Raw genomic sequence first — 18,340 nt, forward strand, 5'->3', positions numbered from 1 at the left:
TCAGAGCAGCCCCGCCAGTTCCAGCTGCGTACGCACGCGGGCCGTCTCGTCGGCGTCGAGCGGCCGCAGGGGAAGCGACACGGCGTTGCCGTCGATGACACCGAGCAGGGCCAGGGCGGTCTTGAACGCGCCCACACCCCTCGTCGCCCCCGCCGTCGTGGCGGGGTCGGCCGCGTCGACGATCCGGAACAGCCGGGTCAGGCGGTCCTGCTCGCGCCGGGCGGTGTCCCAGTCGCCGCCGACGCAGGCCCGGTGCAGTCGCACGTAGCCCGCCGGGTCCACGTTGCCCAGCCCGGGAACGGAACCGGAGGCGCCGGCGAGCATCATCGCGTCGACGACCACCTCGTGCCCGGTCAGCAGGCTGAAGCCGCTGTCCGGCGCCCGCTCGGCGATCCGCAGCACCAGTTGGCGGAACGCGACGTCGTCCCCGCTGGAGTCCTTGACGCCGGCCACGACCCCGTCGGCCGCCAGCCGGGTCAGCAGGTCCGTGGAGAGCTTGGTGTGCACGCAGACGGGAATGTCGTACGCGAACAGGGGCAGCTCGACCGACGAGGCGAGGGACCGGAAGTGCCGCTCGATCTCGTGGGGGCCGACGATGGCGTAGAAGGGCGCGGTCGCCACCAGGCCGTCGGCGCCCAGCCGCGCCGACGCCTCCGCGCGGTCCAGGACCCGCCGGGTGGTCGGTTCGATGCAGCCGGCGATGACGGGTACGGCCCCACCGACGGTCTTCACGACGGTTTCGAGGACCTGGTCCCGCTGGTTGTCGGTGAGGAAGACCGTCTCGCCCGAGCTGCCGAGCGCGAAGATGCCGTCGACGCCGGCCGCGAGCAGCCGCTCGACGAGCCGCTCCAGGGAGCGGATGTCGACCGTGCCCTCCTCGGTCAGGGGGGTGACGACCGGCGGTACGACTCCGGCGATCCGCGGGGCTGGGGTGGTCACGCTGTCTCCTCGACGTGTAGGGGGGTGGTGCGGCCCGTCGCTGCTCTGGCGAGTTCCATCAACTCGGCGTTGCTGGACCCGGCGGGCACGGGGTGGTGGCAGCGGAACTCGTGGCCACCGCCGTCGGCGCCCGGCTCGACCGGTGGCATGTCGGAGGCGCACACGTCGGTGGCCTGCCAGCAGCGGGTGCGGAACGGGCATCCGCTGGGTGGCCGGGTGGCCAGGGGGACGGGACCCACGAGCGGGATGGGGTCGATGGGCGAGAGCAGGCCCGGCGTGGCGGAGAAGAGCGCGCGCGTGTACGGGTGCTGGGCGCCCTCGGGGAGCCCGGCGGCGGGCGCCTGCTCCACGATCCGGCCGAGGTACATGGTGACCACGCGGTCGCTGATCCGCTTGACGGTCTGGATGTCGTGCGAGACGAAGACCATGGCCAGGCCGAGGCGCTCCTTGAGGTCCAGGAGCAGGTTGAGGATCTGCGCGCGTACCGAGACGTCGAGGGCGCTGGTGGGCTCGTCGGCGATCACCAGGCCCGGCTCCAGGGCCAGGGCGCGCGCGATGGAAACCCGCTGGCGTTGCCCGCCGGAGAGCTGGCTCGGCAGGACGTCGGCGACCGAGTTGGGCAGTCCCACCAGGGCCATCAGCTCGGCGACGCGCTCCTCCCGCTGGCTCCTGCTGCCCCGGCGGTGCACGTCGAGCGGGTCGCGCAGGATGTCGCGTACCGGCATCCGGCGGTTCAGCGACGTGGCCGGGTCCTGGAAGACCATGCCGATGCCGGTGCCGATGAGATGGCGCCGTTGCGACGCGGCCATCGACCACACGTCGGAGCCGGCGAAGGTGACCGTGCCGCTCGTCGGCCGCTGGAGCCCCACCAGCACCTTGGCCAGGGTGGACTTGCCGCACCCGGACTCACCGACGACGCCGATGGTCTCGCCGGCGCGGACGGTCAGGTCCGCGCCGGTCAGGGCGTACACCCGCTCCCGGTTGAACATGCCGCCACCGCGGGTTCGGTGGACCACGTGCACGTCGCACAGCTCGACGATCGGCTGTCGCGTGGCTGTCGCGCTCATCGGGCCAGCTCCTCTTCGCTGACGGTGACGGCCGGGTGGTGGCAGGCGTACCCGTGGGCGGCGGTGCCCGTCAGGCGGGGCGCCGTGTCGCGGCAGACCTCGGTCGCCATGGGGCAGCGGTCCGCGAAGCGGCATCCCGGTGGGAAGTCGGCCGGGGACGGCACCACGCCGCGGATCTGGGTGAGCCGTTGCGCGCCGGCCTCCAGCGAGAGCACCGAGCCGAGCAGCCCCCGGGCGTAGTGGTGCGCCGGGGCCCCGACCACGTCGGCGGTGACACCGCTCTCGACGATCTGACCGCCGTACATGACGACGACCCGGTCGGCGACGTCGCTGACCAGCGCGAGGTCGTGGCTGACCAGGATCAGGGCGAAGCCCAGCCGCTCCTGTAGCCGCAGCAGCAGTTCCATCACCTGCGCCTGGACCGTCACGTCGAGCGCGGTGGTCGGCTCGTCGGCGATGATCAGGCGCGGGTCGCGGGAGAGGGCCATGGCGATCACCACGCGCTGCCGCTGCCCGCCGGAGAGCTCGTGGGGGTACGCCGCCAGGGTGCGCCCGGGGTCCAGGCCCACCAGTCCCATCAGCTCCTCGGCCGACCGGGTGCCGCCGCGGCGGATCATCTGCGCGAGCTGGGGGCCGATGCGCAGCGAGGGGTTCAGCGCCGAGAGGGCGTCCTGGTAGATCATCGCGATCTCGCGGCCCATCAGGGCACGCCGCCGTTTCGCGCCTAGGGTGAGCAGGTCCGTACCCGCGAAGTGGACCGCACCGCGCACCCTGGCCCCCTGGGGCAGCAGCCCCATGACCGCGAGGGACGTCAGCGACTTGCCCGAGCCCGACTCCCCCACCAGGCCGACGACCTCGCCGGGGCGCACGTCGAAGCTCAGGCCGTCGACGATGTCGACGCCCCGGTGGCGTCCCTCGAACCCGATCGACAGGTCTCTGACCTGGAGCACGGGCTCGCCCTGCGGGAGAGGGCGGGCGCGCTCGCGCAGCCGCCGCGCCGCCTCCGGCAGGCCGGGCAGCTGCACGACCTCGCCGGAGCCGGGCTGTGCCCGTGCCAGCGGGTCGGCGGCCGGCGAGCTGGTGGCGCGCCGGGCCGCCGGGGCGGCCCAGGCGTCGGACATCCCCTCGGAGAGCACGTTCAGGGCGAGCACGGTGAGCAGGATCAGCAGGCCGGGGAAGAACGTGGCCCACCAGCCGCCGATCTGCACCATCTCCTTACCGAAGGCGATGACCGAGCCCCACGACGACTCCGCCTCCTGGGGGGCCAGCCCGCCACCGATGAAGGAGAGGGACGCCTCGAAGACGATGGCGTCGGCCACCATGACGGTGACGAAGACGAGGATCGGCGCGGCGCAGTTGCGCAGGACGTGTCGCCAGAGAATGTGCAGCCGGCGTGCGCCGATGATCCGTTCGGCCGCCACGTAGTCCTCCCGGTACTGCGAGAGCACGTTGGCGCGCACGATCCGCGCGACGGACGGGGTGAAGACGAAGCCGATCGCGATCACGAGGACCAGCAGGCTGTTCTTCCCGAAGGAGATGATCAGCAGGGCGGACAGCACGATGGCCGGGAAGGCCATGACGACGTCGAGGCAGCGCATCACCGCCTCGTCGACCGCGGTCCGGCTGGTTCCCGCCAGCGCGCCGAGGATCGCGCCGACGAACAGGGCGATGCCGGCGGCGCCGAAGCCGACGATCAGCGAACGCCGGGTGCCGGCCACCAGCCGCGAGAAGACGTCGCGCCCGAGCTTGTCGAGACCGAACCAGTGCTCGCCGTTCGGGCCCGTCAGGGCCGGGCCGAGCCCTGCCTGGGCGGGATCGTGCCGGAGAAGCAGGGGCGCGAAGATGCCGACCAGGACGATGAGCAGGACGAAGCCGAGCGCGATCCGGGAGGTGACGGTGAGCCTTCTGAAGGCGATGCCGGGACGCGACAGCCGGGCGGTGAGGGTGCGACGCATCAGTGGGCTCCGCGCAGTCGAGGGTTGGCGAAGAGGTAGAGGATGTCGACAACCAGGTTCACGACGACGAACCCGACGGCGATCGTGAGGACGGTTCCCTGCGCGAGGGCGGTGTCGTTCTGCTGCACCGCGCTCATGATCTGGGTGCCCATGCCGGGCAGCGAGAAGATGGCCTCGATGACGACCGTGCCGCCGATGAGGTAGCCGATCCGCAGGCCCAGGACGGTGAGCGGGTTGACCAGCGCGTTGCGCAGCACGTTGCGGCCGATCACCACCCGGGGCGGCAGTCCGGCGCCGACGGCCGTACGGACGTAGTCCTTGTCGAGTTCCTCCACCATCGACGTGCGCACGATCCGGGCGAGTGAGCAGCCGACCGGAACCGCGAGGGCCAGCGCGGGCATGGCGAGGGACTGCAACCAGAGGCCGACCGAGTCGGCGGGGTTGACGTAGCCGCCCGTCGGAAAGACCGGGCGCCGCACCGAGAGCTCCTGGATGAGCAGCAGCGCCAGCCAGAACGACGGCGTGGCGATGCCCGCCATGGAGACGAACCGGATGGCCTGGTCGGGCCAGCGGTCCCGGTACAGCGCGGCGGGGATGCCGAGGGCCAACGCGATGACCAGCGCGCCGACGACGCCCAGGGCGGTCAGCTGGATGGTCAGCGGCAGCGCGGTGGCGATCTTGTCGGCGACCGGCACCGAGGGCGGGAAGGTCATGCCCAGGTCTCCCCGGACCAGGTCGCCCAGGAAGTGCAGGTAGCGCAGGGGCAGCGGGTCGTCGAGGCCGTTGGCGGCCTTGAACGCCGCGACCTGCGCGGGGGTCGCCTGGTCACCGAGCACGGACAGCGCGGGATCGATCGGGGAGAACTGCATGATCACGAAAACGAACAGCGTGATGCCCAGCACCAGGGGAACCAGGGTCAGGAGTCGTCGCGCGACCAGGCTCAGAACGCTCAGCATGGTGTCTTTCTCTCGTCGAGGGCCGCCGAGGCGTCCCGCCCGGTCCGCGGGTGGCGTGGGCCGGGCGGGACGCGCAGGGCCGGGGGCCGGGCCCCCGGGGCGGGCTCAGCCGCTCCGGCTGGCGCCCAGGAAGTACAGGCCGGTGGTCGCGGCGCCCGAGAAGCCGGTGAGCTTGGCGGGGTCGTACGCGGTGACGACCTTGGTGTGCAGGACGGGGTACAGCGCGGCCTCCTCGGCCGCTAGGTCGAGGGCCTGCTTCCACAGCGCCTTGCGGGCCGCCTCGTCGGACGTCTGGGCCGCCTTGTCGAGCAGGTTGGCCATGGCCTTACGGTTCGCGTCGCTCCAGCGGTAGCGCTGTCCCGGCCACGTCTCGCCGTAGTAGAACCAGCGCATCAGCAGGTCGGTGTCGACGCCGAAGACGCTGGGGTCCCCGGTGGCCATCAGCACCCGGAAGGTGTCCTTCGGCACGATGTCGCCGTAGATGGCCGAGCTTGGCACCGTGTTGAGGCTGGCGTTGACGCCGATCTTCTTCCACTGCTCGATGACCAGCGGGGCGACGTCCTTCACCACGGAGTTGTCCGTCGTGTCGAGCCGGAAGGACAGGTTCGTGACGCCGGCCTCGGCGAGCAGGGCCTTGGCCTTCTCGGGGTCGTAGTCGTAGACCGTGGCGGCCTTCTGGTAGTCCTTGTTGCCCTCGTCGAGGTAGCTCGTCGCCGGGCTGCCGTAGCCGTTGAGCGCGGTCTTGATGACCGCGTCCTTGTCGATCGCGTGGTGCAGGGCCTGGCGCACCCGCTTGTCGCTGAACGGCGCCGCCGCCGAGTTGAACATGAGGAAGACCTGGTTGAAGGCCTGCTTCACGTCGACGGTGTACTTGCCCTTGAGCGCGTCGACGTTGAGGTAGGGCACCGACTCGATGGCCTGGACCCGGCCACCCTGCAGGTCCGACACCCGGGCCGAGGCCTCGGTGGTGGTGTTCCACGTCATCGTGTCCACCTTGGCGGGCCGGGGGCCGGCGTAGTTCGGGTTCCTGCTCAGCTTGATGCCCGACTCCTTGGACGCGCTGTCCATCTTGAACGGGCCGGAGCCGATCGGTGCCGTGTCGAAGGCCTTCGCGGCGGCGGCGTCCGCCGTCTTCGCCTTGGGGACGATCTTGATGACCGAGATGCGCTCGGCGAACAGGGCGAACGGGTATTTCAGCGTGAACTCGGCCGTCGTGGCGTCCTTGGCCTCGACCGAGTCGATGAACGAGACGAACCCCTGCATCAGCGGCGGCGTCTTGGGGTCCGCCGGCTTGAGCACCCGGGTGAAGGACCAGGCCACGTCCTCCGCTGTGACGGGGGTGCCGTCGGAGAACTTCGCGCCGTCACGCAGCGACACGGTGTAGGTGAGCCCGTCGGCGCTGGCCGTCGGGTCGTCCTTGGCCAGCGCCCGGTAGGGTTCCCGGGTAACCGGGTCAAGATCCACGAGGCCTTCGAAGATGTGCTGGTTGACCGCCGTCGCCACCGCCGAGGAGGCGTTGGCGGGATCGAACCCGCTGGAGAGGGTGAACGCCAACGTGGTCTCGATCGACGATCCCCCCTTACCGTCGCCGACGGCGTTGGTCGATGCAGGGCCGCCGCTGCACGCCGCCAGCCCGATCGCCAGGGTCGCTGCGACGGACGCGATGGCCAGTGGGCGGACTCGGCGCGCGGGGACGCGCCGGCTCCTCGGCGGCTTACCAGTGGTGCTCACGGAGATGCCTCCATAGGCTCTTCATGCGCTCGCGTCACCGCTCGCGCTTGGGGGATTCGAAGTTATGGGTATGACGTCTGACGTCTGATGCCGATAGGCTGAGCGTGTCAGATTCATGAACGAAGGGCAAGGGGCAGATGACGACCATTGACGCGACTCCGCTACGCGGCACGGAGCGCCCGGGTCCCCGCCGGCAGGAGGTCGCGACCAGGATCAAGGAGTACATCCTGCGCAACCGCCTCAAGCCGGGCAACCTCCTGCCCACCGAGATCGAGCTGTGCGAGGCGGTGGGAGCCAGCCGCTCCAGCGTCCGCGAGGCAGTCAAGATCCTTTCCGCCCTCGACATCGTCGAGGTGCGGCACGGTCACGGCACCTTCGTCGGGCGCATGTCCCTCAACGCCCTCGTGGAGAGCCTCGCCTTCCGTGGCCTGCTGAGCGGCGAGGAGGACCACCACGTACTGGGGCAGGTCGTGGACGTCCGGCAGACCCTCGAACAGGGGCTGGCGGCCCAGGCCATCGACGTCCTCGACGAGGAGCACCGCGCGGAACTCTCCGCGCTCGCCGACGAGATGGAGAACCTGGCCGCCCAGGGCAAGGACTTCCTCGAGGTCGATCGGGCGTTCCACCTCAAGTTGATGGAGCCCCTCGGCAACGACCTGATCCTCCAGCTCACCGAGGCGTTCTGGCAGGTCCAGGCCATCGTGGCCCCCACGCTGCGCACCGAGCCGGAGGACCGGGTGATCACCGCGCAGCGGCACCGGGCGATCGTGGACGCGGTCGCGGCCGGCGACCCCGCCGGCCTGCGCTCCGCCATCGCCGAGCACTACGCGCCCATCCGGGCGAGCATCGCGCGCGCCGTACAGCCCTGAGCCGGCAGACGGCGGCCCACCTCCCCCCCACCCCGCACGCCCCGCGACGGCGCCCGCAGCACCAGGCTCGCGGCCGGCACGCGCTCGCGGGCGACCCGACCGATGGCGTACGCCGCACCGTCGCCGCGCCGGCCGACGGCCCCGGCCCACCGGCGGGCACGAGGATGCCCGCCGTGGCGGAGCGTGCCGTCCGGCCGGCTCCCGCGCCCGCCCGGTCTGCGCCCGGCGGCCAGACCCGCCATCACCCGCCGTCGACCGGACAGCTCCGGGGCGGTGGCACGTGGACACGTCCCGCGCCGGCGCCGACGCCTGCCCATCGATCGATCTCTTGACGGCCGGCGCGGCGCCCCTTAGCGTCAGGACATCGGACATCCGACGTCTTATGGCTGATTCGGCTCTCCGATTCCCCACCTCCCCCGGAAGGAATCCCCGTGCCTCCTGCCCGCGCCATACCGCGCCGAGTGACAGCCGTCGTGGCCGCCCTCCTCGGCCTGGCCGCGCTCCTGCCCGCCACGCCGGCCCACGCCGCTCCCGCCGGAGTGGGCGCGACGGTCAGCGCCGACTGCACGACCAGCCGACTGCTCCTGCTGCTGGACAACCGCAGCACCACCACACAGACGTTCACCGTCACCTGGCCCGGGCGCGCCAACTCCCCGTGGACCAGGACGGTCACCGCCGGCAGCAGCGCACAGCTCTACTGGACCCTGGCGGCCGGCACGGCCTACACGCTGCGCACGACCACCCCGACGGGTCTGGACGACACCTCCGCCGGCGTGTTCCACTGCGGCACCGGCATGTCCGCGCAGACCGGCTTCGACTGCACCGCCGGCCGTCTCCAGCTCATCCTGGAGAACCGCACCACCACCGCCCGCGACTTCACCGTCACGTGGCCCGGGCGCACCGGCTCGCCATGGACCCGCACGGTCGCCGCAGGCGGCAACTTCCTGCACTACTGGACGGTCGGCAGCGGCACCCCGTACACCCTGCGGGTCACCGCCCCGGGCTTCGACACCACACTGCGGGGCACCACCGCGTGCGACATGGCCGCCGGCAACCCGCAGCTGACCACGACGACGCTGCTGACCACGCAGACCGTCATCCGCAACCTCAACGGCGCGGGCGGCCGCTACGACGGCACCGTCGCCTCGGTCCGCATCCCCGGGATGGCCGTCACGAACAGCGGCACCGTCATCGCCGTGGCCGACGCGCGGGTCGACGGCTCGTACGACCTCGGCGGCGGCACCAACAACATCCAGATCGCCATGATCCGCAGCACCGACGGCGGCCGCACCTTCGAGCAGCCGCGCGTCATCCACGCCCCCGCCACCACCCGTGAGGGGGCGGGCGATCCCAGCCTGCTGGTCGACCGCGCCACCGGCACCGTCTACTGCTTCTTCACGTACTCCCCCAGGCCGGGCATCAGCTTCTGGTCGGGCAGCTCCGGACTCAACACCGCCGACGACCCGAACAGCATGCACCTGCGGTACATCACGAGCCGGGACGACGGCGCCACCTGGAGCGCGCCGGTGGAGCTGAACCCGGCCATCAAGGACCCGGCGTGGCGGCAGGTGTTCTTCTCCTCCGGCCACGGCATCCAGACCAGCACCGGGCGCCTGGTCCAGCCGATCGCCTACCGGGACGCGGCCGGCACCAGCCACGCCGGCAACATCTACAGCGACGACCACGGCGTGACGTGGCGGCGGGGCGGCTCCGCTGGCGGGAACATCAACGAGAGCAAGGCGATCGAGCGCGGCACCGGAGCCGTCGTGCAGAACATGCGCCACAACTCGACCCGCAGCCGCTTCTACGCCACGTCCACCGACGGCGGCGCGACGTTCGGCCCGGCGACAGCCAGCGCCGCGCTGACCGATCCGCTGTGTAACGCAGACGAACTGTCCTACCTGCGCCCGTCGGACGTGGGCGCGAACGGGGCGCCGGTGCGCACCCGTACGGCGCTGTTCAGCAACAACGCCCACCCCACCGCGCGCAACGACCTCACCGTCCGGCTGTCCACCGACGACGGCGCCAGCTGGCCGGCCCGGGCGCTGATCAAGCCGGGCGGGGCGGGCTACTCGACCATGGCCGTGCTGTCCGACGGAAGGATCGGCAACCTGTACGAGGTCGGCAACACCGGAGGCATCCACTTCGCCCGCTTCACCCTCGACTGGGTCAAGGCGGCCTGACGCGGAACCCGGCCGGGTGCCGTACGCACCGCGGCACCCGGCCGGGTTCCCGCCGACGGCGGACGGTGTGGCGGCGTTGCGCGTGTTCCGGCCCGCCGGGTCCGGTTCGGGTTACGGTGAGGTAGGCATTGACTCACTCTCCGTGATCATGTGCCGCCGGCCGCCGGTGCGGAGCGTCCTCCGTACCTGCTGAGGTGCCTGACGGCCGACACGGCGAGGGTTTCGACGCCGACGGGGCTGGGCAAGATCAGAACCGACGACAACCCCTCTGGAGGGACGACTCTCGTGGAAGTTACCGGCTTCTTCACCGCGATCATCATCGGCCTGATCATCGGCGCGCTGGGTCGGCTGGTCGTACCGGGCAAGCAGAACATCCCGATCTGGCTGACCCTGCTCATCGGCGTTGTCGCCGCGATCCTCGGCACCCTCGTCGCCGGCGCCCTCGGTGTCGACGACACCAGGGGCATCGACTGGATCGAGCTGGCCATCCAGGTCATCTTCGCCGCGATCGGTGTGGCCGTCGTCGCGGGCGCCTACGGTCGCCGTCGGATTCGCTGACGCGCAGCGCGTACGCCGGCCCGTCCCCCCAGGGGGCGGGCCGGCGCTGCTGTCCGCGCGACCGGTGGACCGTTGCCGGTGTCACCACCGGTCCGGCTGTCAGGGGCACCGGCGGGTGTTGAGCCGGGCGGCCTGGCGGGTCAGGTGGTCGCGTTCGGCGAGGTTGGGTGCCTTCCGGGCCGCCTCGGCGTACAGCCGGGCCGCCGTCGTCAGGTCGCCGTCGCGCTCGCGGAGGTAGGCCGCCACCGCCGTGTGGCGGGGCAGCGAATCGTCCAGCGCCGCGAGCGCCGCCAGTCCGGCGCGCGGCCCGTCGGCCTCGCCGACCGCCACGGCGCGGTTGAGCCGGACGACCGGACTGTCGGTCAGGCGCACGAGTTCGTCGTACCACTCGACGATCTGCACCCAGTCGGTCTCCTCGGCGGTGGGCGCGTCGGCGTGCAGCGCGGCGATGGCGGCCTGGGCCTGGAACTCGCCCAGCCGGTCGCGGGCGAGGGCCGCCTGGAGGATGGCGACGCCCTCGGTGATCGACGTGGTGTCCCACCGGCCGCGATCCTGCGCCGCCAGCGGCACCAGGCTGCCGTCGGGCGCGGTCCGGGCGCGACGCCGGGCGTGGTGCAGCAGCATGAGGGCGAGCAGCCCCGCCACCTCGGGGTGGTCGATCGCGGCCGCGAGTTGCCGGGCGAGCCGGATGGCCTCGGCGGCGAGGTCGACGTCACCGGAGTAGCCCTCGTTGAAGACCAGGTAGAGCACGCGCAGCACGGTGGCGACGTCGCCCGGCTGGTCGAACCGTACGCCGGCCACGGTGCGCTTGGCGCGGCTGATGCGCTGCGCCATGGTCGCCTCGGGCACCAGGTACGCCTGGGCGATCTGGCGGGTGGTCAGTCCGCCGACGGCGCGCAGCGTGAGCGCGACCGCGGACGACGGCGTCAGCGTCGGGTGGGCGCACAGGAAGTAGAGCTGGAGCGTGTCGTCGACCGCGGGCACGAGCCCGGGCGTCGGCTCCTCGTCGAGCAGGTCCTCCCGCCGGCGGCGGGCCACGTCGGAGCGGGTCGCGTCGAGGAACCGGCGCCAGGCCACGGCGACCAGCCAGCCCTTCGCGTCGCGCGGCGGGTCGGCCGGCCACGTCCGGACAGCGTCGAGCAGCGCGTCCTGAACGGCGTCCTCGGCCGCCGCGAAGTCGGCTCCGCGGCGGACGAGGACGCCGAGCACCACCGGCGTGAGGCTCCGGAGCAGCGCCTCGTCCATCAGGTCACTCGGTGATGGTGGGCGGTGCGGTCAGGAACGGACGCAGCTCCAGCCACTCGTGGATCGGCTTCCCGCCGGCCCCCGGGGCCGCCGACAGTTCCCCGGCCAGTTCGACGGCGCGCTCGTAGCTGTCGACGTCGATCACCATCCAGCCGGCGATGAGGTCCTTGGTCTCGGCGAACGGGCCGTCGGTGACGGGCGGGCGCCCCTCACCGTCGTACCGGACGAACGTCCCCTCGGGGGCGAGGGCCTGGCCGTCGACGAACTCGCCGGTGCCCTCGAGCCGGGTCGCGAAGTCGTCCATGTACTGCATGTGTGCCGAGATCTCCTCCGGCGTCCACTGGTCCATGGGCACGTCGTTGACCGCGGCCGGTGCGCCACGGTAGTGCTTGAGAAGCAGGTACTTGGCCATGATGTCTCTCCTCGGTGCTGGCGCCGACCATTGTGGTCGCGTTCATGGCAGGGACGGAGCCAGTCCCGGATTCTCGACATCGCCGTGGAGATTCTTCTCAGGTCTGTGCGATCACGCGTCGGAGGGCGGGCACAGCCGGTTGTTCACGTCGTGCACGCCAGGGGTGCTCCACGCGAGGGCGTGGGCACGAGCCTTCAGGTCGGGCTCGCCGACCGTTCCTTCCAGGATCACCACGCGGTTCTGCACCTCGATACAGATGCGCTCGGGACGCAGCAGCGGATCGCGCTGCATCCGGTCGAGCAGCCGGCAGGCCAGCCGGGCGTCCGCCGAGGTGGGCTCGGCACGGAACTGCGACGGCAGGCCGTCGGGGAACAACCAGGGGTACGTCACGACTCGCTCCTCACGTCTTGGCGTCTCCCGGAGAGCCCTACCCCGCAGGCTCCGCCGCAATACGACAGCCTCGTGACGATTCACGCCCGGGACGGTGACGAGCCATGGCGACGGGAGGATCGGACGTGTGCGCCTGCCGTTGTGCGGGTAGGTGCCTTGTCGGGGACGACGGGAGCGGCCGGCGACGAGCACGACCGTGCGGGGGCCGCCGACGTTACGACACGGCGATGGTGTCCCGTCTCACCGCGATCTCGCTCGCCGGGCCATGGTAGGTGGCGGGTAGTGTTGATTGGGCAGAGACGTACCGATATGTCCGCCATTTCGAGGGGTGACCATGGCCGATCACGCGTCCGACCGCATCGACCCCGCCCGCCTGCGGGAAACGCTCGACGGGCCGTGGGCCGACGTCCGCAACGCGCACCGCGACCACCTCGACGCGCGCTTCCTCCCGGTGTACGGCGAGACCGGCGACCAGGCACGTGAGCGGATCACCCGGCTGCTCTCCGAGCTCCCCGTCGGACTGGGCATCGCGTCGGCCTTCCCCACCGAGTACGGCGGCAGGGGCGACATCGGCGGCTCGATCGTGGCCTGCGAGATGCTGGCGCAGGTCGACCTGTCGCTGATGGTCAAGGCGGGCGTGCAGTGGGGCCTGTTCGGCGGCGCGGTCGCGGCCCTCGGCACCCGGCGGCACCACGACGCCTACCTGCGGGACATCGTCTCGGGCGAGATCTTCGGCTGCTTCGCGATGACCGAGACCGGCCACGGCTCCGACGTCCAGCAGCTGCGCACCACCTGCACGTACGATCCGCAGACGCAGACCTTCGACCTGCACACCCCGCACGAGGCGGCCCGCAAGGACTACATCGGCAACGCGGCTCGGGACGGGCGGATGGCGGTGGTCTTCGCGCAACTGATCACCGATGGACGGCGGCACGGCGTACACGCGTGGCTGGTCCCGATCCGCGACGCGCAGGGCAACACGCTGCCCGGCGTGACCATCGGCGACGCCGGAGCCAAGGCCGGCCTGCTCGGCGTCGACAACGGACGGCTCAGCTTCGACCACGTGCGGGTGCCCCGGGACATGCTGCTGGACCGCTACGGTCAGGTCGCGGAGGACGGGACGTACTCCAGCCCGATCGAGAACGACTCCCGGCGCTTCTTCATGATGCTCGGCACGCTGGTCCGGGGCCGGGTGAGCGTGGGCGGGGCCGCGTCGGCGGCCACCAGGTCGGCGCTGGCCATCGCGGTGCGCTACGGCGACATCCGCCGCCAGTTCGGCACGCCCGACGCGGAGCGGGAGGTGCTGCTCAACGACTACCTGGCCCACCAACGCAAGCTGCTGCCCGCCCTGGCCACCACGTACGCGTTGCACTTCGCCCAGGCCGAGCTGGTGGTCGCGCTGAGCGAGGCGCAGGGCGGCGACGAGCCGGTCGACGAGCACCGGCAACGGGAGCTGGAGTCTCGGGCCGCCGGTCTCAAGGCCGCGCAGACCTGGCACGCGACCCGCACCATCCAGATGTGCCGCGAGGCGTGCGGCGGCGCCGGCTACCTGTCCGAGAACCGGCTGCCCAGCCTCAAGGCCGACACCGACGTCTTCACCACCTTCGAGGGCGACAACACGGTGCTGCTGCAACTGGTGGCCAAGGGGCTGCTCACCGGCTACCGGGACGAGTTCGGCTCGTTGGACGGCTGGGGGCGCGCCTCGTTCGTCGCCGAACAGGTCCGCGAGATGGTGCTCGAGCGCACCGCCGCGCGCTCGCTCATCGAGCGGATGATCAGCGCGGTGCCCGGCCGCGACGACGAGGTCGCCGTCACCGACCGCGGCTGGCAGCTCAAGGTCTTCGACGACCGCGAGAGGCACCTCCTCGACGGCGCCGTCCGGCGCCTGCGCAACGGCGCGGCCACGAAGCAGGACCGCCCGTTCGACATCTTCAACGACGTCCAGGACCACGTCCTCGCCGTCGCCGCCGCGCACGTCGACCGGGTCACCCTGGAGGCGTTCGTCGCCGGCATCGAGGACACCCCGGACCCGGCGGTCCGGGCGCTGCTGTCCCGGGTCTGCGACCTGTACGCGCTCAGCGTCATCGAGGCCCACAAGGGATGGTTCCTGGAGCACGGCCGTCTCACGCCGGCCCGCAGCAAGGCGATCACCGGCGTGGTGAACGGGCTGCTCAAGGAGCTGCGCCCGCACATGCGGACCCTCGTCGACGGTTTCGGCATCCCGGACGCGTGGCTGCACTGCGCCATCCTGCGCGAGGAACCCCTGCGGCAGGAGACCATGGCCGCGCACGACGCCGCCGAGGATCCGCAGGCGGTACCGGCGTAGGCGGGATCCGACGCAGGGTCCTGAGTCGTGACCCGTGACGTGCCTGTCGCTGCCCGTCCCGGAAAATCCGATGCCGGCGGACGGGCCGGTGGCTACCGTTGCGGGACATGTCCCGAGTCAGAGTACGGCCGATGGAGTCCGCCGATCTGGCCGCGTGCGGCGCGCTGCTGGCCGAACGGCACCGCCGGCACCGGATGGCCGAGCCGCTGCTGTCCGCGCGGTTCTGTGCGGTCGACGCCGCACTGCGCGAGCTGACCGTCGCGTTCGAGATGACCGGCGCGTCAGGCGCGGTGGCACTGCGCGACGCCGTTGCGGTCGGCTTCGTCCTCGGATCGCCTAAATCGTCACCGGTGTGGGGGCCGAACATCTGGGTGGAAGCGGCGGGGCAGGCGGTGACCGACGCAGAGGTGATACGGGACCTGTACGCGGCGGCGGCGACCCGATGGGTCGCAGAAGGCCGGACGGCCCACTACGTGCTGGTGCCGGCGCACGACGCCGACCTCGTCCGGGCCTGGTTCCGACTCGGTTTCGGACAGCAGCAGGCGCACGCCGTCAGGCCTGCGGTCAGGACGCGGACCGTCGACGTCGCGGGGCTGTCGGTGCGTCGGGCTGTTCGTGGGGACATCCCGGCACTCGCCGAGCTCGACCTGGAACTTCCCCGGCAGCACGGATCGTCCCCGACGTTCTCCCCCGGCGTGCTGTCGACCGTCAAGGAGAACCTGGCCGAGTGGGAGGAGGGCATCGCCGACACCGGACTCGTCACGTTCGTGGCCGAGTCGGACGGCCACGTCGTCGGTTCGGCCATCGGATGCGCTCTGGAGAAGTCGAGTACGCATCTGGGTCTGGCCCGCCCGGACAACGCCGGATTCCTCGGCTTCGCTGCTGTCTTCCCCCACTCGCGGGGCAGGGGCGCGGGCCGGGCGCTCGGCGAGGCCGTCATCGACTGGGCCGCCGACAGTGGATTCGACAGCGTGGCGACCGACTGGCGGGTGACGAACCTGCTCGCGTCGCGCGCCTGGCCGGCCCTCGGATTCACCGAGTCCTTCCTCCGGCTGCACCGTACCGTCGCCACCTGACCGTCTCGTCGGCACGGAACGCACGCCGCCCTGGCGGGATCGGCGGGCTGCCGACGGTGGTGGCGGCGTCCTGGTGGGCCGCCCGGCGGTCCGTCCGATCGGCGCGCACCCCTGGCTCGTCGTCCCGCTTCCTCGTACGGGAAGATCTTCAAGGCCCAGCTTTCTCCAGCGTCGCGCCGCGCTACGGACGTGGGAAGACCCCCGGGCGCACCGTCCGGCGGGGCGTCTTGTCCGGTATCCCGCACTGCGCAACGAGCGCCGAACAGGCTAAAAATGGGCTCGGGCTAGCAGGGAATGGCTCCTCCTGTTCCCTGATGACCTGTTTGGTCAACGGCTTACCAATGCTTTGCATTCTCCAGCCACGACCGTCACGATGCGTGGCCCAGGCATCACTGGCCGATGTCACGCATGTCGGACAGGCAGCCCGGGGCGGAGCTGGCCGGCGGCCTCGACGCGAATGCCCGACAGGCTGTGCGATTCCCGTTGGCCGGCGGTTTCAGGAGCCTTTCCCGTTCCGGCAGCCAGACTGTTGATCCATTGGGCCAGACATGACCGAGCGTGACACCCCTCCGGGGTCTACCCGCCATTTGATGCACCTTCAACCCGGCCCAGGATTCTCCGATCCGTTGACGGAAAACTCGACCTCCCCATACGCTCGCTTCGCAACTCCCCTCACCCAGAGGAGCGGATCCTTGAGGATATGTTTTATCGGCAAGTATCCTCCGATCGAGGGCGGAGTCAGTGCCCAGAACTACTGGGCCGCGAGGGCTTTGGCGTCCCGTGGTCACCAAGTATTCGTGGTAACGAACGCGAATGAGGTCGAGGCGCGTTTCCGGCAGCGCCTCGACGACGGGGACGCGGAGCACTACGAACCGCAATTCCCCGATTCGGGCGGCGGGGTCAGGGTGCTAAACCCGGAACCGATGACGCCGCGCCGGATGACACACATCCCATTGAGCAACCCATTCGTCTCGAAGCTCGCCGGCCTGGCCACCGCGACGATTCGCGAACACGACTGCGAACTCATCGTCGCCTACTACTTCGAGCCGTACGTGGTGGCCGGACACCTCGCGTCGACGTTCACCGGCACGCCGATGCTGGTCGAGCATGCCGGTAGCGACCTCGACCGGCTCATGCGCCTGCCCGAACTGGCGGCGGTCTACAAGGAGATCCTGCGCTCGGCCACCGCCGTCGCGACCAAACCCTCCCTGGTACGCCGGTTCCTCGGCATGGGTGTCGAGCGCAACGCGCTGCGGGCCGGCCCGCCCTACCCGTTGCCGCGATCGGCGTTCTCACCCGAAGCCGAGCCGATGAACCCCGCCGAGATCGCCGCCGCATCCATCGACGGTTTCGGCGTCCAGTTCGACCCGGCGCTACCGACCATCGGCATGTACGGCAAACCCGGCGACCGGAAGGGCACGTTCGACCTGATCGCGGCAATGGCCGTCCTCGCCGGCCGGGGACTTCGCTTCAACGCGCTCTTCCTCAGCGGGGAGTCCCAGCTCGACCGGATGCGCTCGGAGATCCGCGCCGCCGGTCTCGCCGACCGGAGCACGATCCTCGGGTTCGTGCCGCCGTGGCGGGTGGCCCGGTTCATCCGTACCTGCACGGCGGTGTGCTTCCTGGAGCGGGATTTTCCGATCGGCATCCATGGTCCGGTCGTACCGCGGGAGGTGCTTTCCTGCGGCACCTGCCTGGTGCTGTCCGGGGAGATCCTGGAGAAGCAGTCGTACGCCCACCGCCTGATCGACCAGGAGAACGTCCTGACTGTCGCTGACCCCAAGGAGCACGAGAAGCTGGCTGCGCAACTCGAGCTGGTCATCCGCGACCCCGACAAGGCCGCCCGCATCGGCGCGGCGGGAGGGATGCTCGGCACCGAGTTCGACACCTTCGACGTCTTCGCCGACGCCTGGGAATCGCTGGTCGACATCGGTTCGTCGGCCCGGGGTATGCCCGCACCCCCGCACCTGCCCGACCTGCTGGCCGAGCTCACGCCGAAGTTGGCCGCGTTGTTCGGCACAGCCTGGTCCGACGTCGTCGCCGGGTTCGTGGCGACGCGGGACGCCACACCGCCGGCCGACGAGTTCGCCGTCGCCGAGGCGTTCTGTGACCACCTGGCCCGGCACCTGGACCGGGCCGCGGCGGCTGCCGCCGTCACCCCGGCCTACCTCGCCGACGTGCTGCGCTACCAGCGGGGCCGGCTCTGGGCCAGTCAGGACGGCCCGTACGACCGGGACGTGCACGCCGGCACCCGGTTCCCGACGCCGGTCCTGCGGCGGATGGTACCGCGCCGCACCCGCACGACCCTGGTGGAGTCGTTCGACCACGACGTGACCGAGCTGTTCTGCCAGCCTTCCGACCCGGTCCGCGCCGCTGCCGGGGAGGCGGGCAGAGGCTGCGTCGTCTGTTTCGTCCGGTACCCCAACCTCGAGCACCGCGAGTTGCGTCTCAACGACGGCACCCGTCGCCTGCTCGGCCTCTGCGACGGTACCCGCACCGTGGGCGACATCGTCGCCGCGCTGGCCCCGGCCCCGGAGGCCGACGTCATCGGCGCCCTCGTGCGCCTGCGCGGCGAGGGCGCGGTGGTGCTGGAGGAAGCCGCCCCAGACGGCACTCCCTGAGACCCCGGCAGT

At 71.3% G+C, this 18,340-nt stretch carries 14 protein-coding genes; 6 read left to right on the forward strand and 8 right to left on the reverse strand.

All coding sequences use genetic code 11. The annotated features are described in order from the left end of the window. The 5 genes from ACTMS2_RS14635 to ACTMS2_RS14655 form a co-directional block, all read right to left on the reverse strand. Complete coding sequence (locus ACTMS2_RS14635; RefSeq protein WP_441175838.1) at positions 1-939, reverse strand: dihydrodipicolinate synthase family protein; 939 nt, start codon at positions 937-939, stop codon at positions 1-3. After that, a complete protein-coding gene (locus ACTMS2_RS14640) occupies positions 936-2,006 on the reverse strand; it encodes an oligopeptide/dipeptide ABC transporter ATP-binding protein (protein ID WP_441175840.1) in 1,071 nt (356 codons plus the stop codon). Before ACTMS2_RS14640 ends, ACTMS2_RS14635 begins: the two co-directional genes overlap by 4 nt. Beyond that, on the reverse strand, positions 2,003-3,961 hold the full coding sequence (locus tag ACTMS2_RS14645) for a dipeptide/oligopeptide/nickel ABC transporter permease/ATP-binding protein (RefSeq protein ID WP_441175841.1): 1,959 nt from the start codon (positions 3,959-3,961) through the stop codon (positions 2,003-2,005). Before ACTMS2_RS14645 ends, ACTMS2_RS14640 begins: the two co-directional genes overlap by 4 nt. Next, positions 3,961-4,917: an ABC transporter permease gene (locus tag ACTMS2_RS14650; protein WP_441175842.1), complete on the reverse strand. Its 957-nt coding sequence runs from the start codon at positions 4,915-4,917 to the stop codon at positions 3,961-3,963. The genes ACTMS2_RS14645 and ACTMS2_RS14650 overlap by 1 nt, the downstream gene beginning before the upstream one ends. Before the next feature lie 105 nt (positions 4,918-5,022). Then, entirely contained in the window at positions 5,023-6,648 is a 1,626-nt protein-coding gene (locus ACTMS2_RS14655) for an ABC transporter substrate-binding protein (RefSeq protein WP_441175843.1), read from the reverse strand. A gap of 137 nt (positions 6,649-6,785) precedes the next feature. On the opposite strand from ACTMS2_RS14655, the gene ACTMS2_RS14660 reads away from it, so the two are divergent. The 3 genes from ACTMS2_RS14660 to ACTMS2_RS14670 all read left to right on the forward strand — a co-directional run bounded on the left by ACTMS2_RS14660 (position 6,786) and on the right by ACTMS2_RS14670 (position 10,258). Further along, positions 6,786-7,517 (forward strand): FadR/GntR family transcriptional regulator, encoded by a 732-nt coding sequence (locus tag ACTMS2_RS14660; RefSeq protein ID WP_088999715.1) that lies wholly within the window; start codon positions 6,786-6,788, stop codon positions 7,515-7,517. Between the two features lie 461 nt (positions 7,518-7,978). After that, positions 7,979-9,700 (forward strand): exo-alpha-sialidase, encoded by a 1,722-nt coding sequence (locus tag ACTMS2_RS14665; protein WP_441175844.1) that lies wholly within the window; start codon positions 7,979-7,981, stop codon positions 9,698-9,700. A gap of 285 nt (positions 9,701-9,985) precedes the next feature. Then, positions 9,986-10,258, forward strand: a complete 273-nt coding sequence (locus ACTMS2_RS14670) for a GlsB/YeaQ/YmgE family stress response membrane protein (RefSeq protein WP_357720257.1) — start codon at positions 9,986-9,988, stop codon at positions 10,256-10,258. 99 nt (positions 10,259-10,357) lie between these two features. On the opposite strand, the gene ACTMS2_RS14675 is transcribed toward ACTMS2_RS14670, so the two are convergent. The 3 genes from ACTMS2_RS14675 to ACTMS2_RS14685 all read right to left on the reverse strand — a co-directional run bounded on the left by ACTMS2_RS14675 (position 10,358) and on the right by ACTMS2_RS14685 (position 12,305). Further along, positions 10,358-11,503 carry an RNA polymerase sigma factor gene (locus tag ACTMS2_RS14675; protein WP_441175845.1) on the reverse strand — a complete coding sequence of 382 codons (1,146 nt, stop codon included), beginning with the start codon at positions 11,501-11,503 and terminating at the stop codon, positions 10,358-10,360. 4 nt (positions 11,504-11,507) lie between these two features. Beyond that, a complete protein-coding gene (locus ACTMS2_RS14680) occupies positions 11,508-11,915 on the reverse strand; it encodes a YciI family protein (RefSeq protein WP_101410960.1) in 408 nt (135 codons plus the stop codon). Between the two features lie 111 nt (positions 11,916-12,026). Next, entirely contained in the window at positions 12,027-12,305 is a 279-nt protein-coding gene (locus ACTMS2_RS14685; protein WP_441175846.1) for a BON domain-containing protein, read from the reverse strand. Positions 12,306-12,639: 334 nt separating this feature from the next. Here ACTMS2_RS14685 and ACTMS2_RS14690 point away from each other — a divergent pair, with 334 nt between their 5' ends. From ACTMS2_RS14690 to ACTMS2_RS14700, 3 genes are all read left to right on the forward strand, one after another. Beyond that, positions 12,640-14,631: an acyl-CoA dehydrogenase family protein gene (locus ACTMS2_RS14690; protein WP_441175847.1), complete on the forward strand. Its 1,992-nt coding sequence runs from the start codon at positions 12,640-12,642 to the stop codon at positions 14,629-14,631. Positions 14,632-14,762: 131 nt separating this feature from the next. Beyond that, positions 14,763-15,707, forward strand: a complete 945-nt coding sequence (locus ACTMS2_RS14695; protein ID WP_441175848.1) for an N-acetyltransferase family protein — start codon at positions 14,763-14,765, stop codon at positions 15,705-15,707. Between the two features lie 590 nt (positions 15,708-16,297). Continuing rightward, positions 16,298-18,328, forward strand: coding sequence for a glycosyltransferase (locus ACTMS2_RS14700; protein WP_441176016.1), 2,031 nt, complete (start codon positions 16,298-16,300; stop codon positions 18,326-18,328). Positions 18,329-18,340 lie beyond the last annotated feature (12 nt).

Source organism: Micromonospora sp. SD12 (assembly GCF_052068495.1).
In the GTDB taxonomy this organism is placed as follows: domain Bacteria; phylum Actinomycetota; class Actinomycetes; order Mycobacteriales; family Micromonosporaceae; genus Micromonospora; species Micromonospora echinofusca.

Excerpts from the sequence above, each read along its gene's own strand:
- ACTMS2_RS14640 (WP_441175840.1), bottom strand. The coding sequence starts at position 2,006 with ATGAGCGCGACAGCCACGCGACAGCCGATCGTCGAGCTGTGCGACGTG.
- ACTMS2_RS14645 (WP_441175841.1), bottom strand. The coding sequence starts at position 3,961 with ATGCGTCGCACCCTCACCGCCCGGCTGTCGCGTCCCGGCATCGCCTTC.
- ACTMS2_RS14650 (WP_441175842.1), bottom strand. The coding sequence starts at position 4,917 with ATGCTGAGCGTTCTGAGCCTGGTCGCGCGACGACTCCTGACCCTGGTT.
- ACTMS2_RS14660 (WP_088999715.1), top strand. The coding sequence starts at position 6,786 with ATGACGACCATTGACGCGACTCCGCTACGCGGCACGGAGCGCCCGGGT.
- ACTMS2_RS14675 (WP_441175845.1), bottom strand. The coding sequence starts at position 11,503 with ATGGACGAGGCGCTGCTCCGGAGCCTCACGCCGGTGGTGCTCGGCGTC.
- ACTMS2_RS14680 (WP_101410960.1), bottom strand. The coding sequence starts at position 11,915 with ATGGCCAAGTACCTGCTTCTCAAGCACTACCGTGGCGCACCGGCCGCG.
- ACTMS2_RS14690 (WP_441175847.1), top strand. The coding sequence starts at position 12,640 with ATGGCCGATCACGCGTCCGACCGCATCGACCCCGCCCGCCTGCGGGAA.
- ACTMS2_RS14695 (WP_441175848.1), top strand. The coding sequence starts at position 14,763 with ATGGAGTCCGCCGATCTGGCCGCGTGCGGCGCGCTGCTGGCCGAACGG.
- ACTMS2_RS14700 (WP_441176016.1), top strand. The coding sequence starts at position 16,298 with ATGCACCTTCAACCCGGCCCAGGATTCTCCGATCCGTTGACGGAAAAC.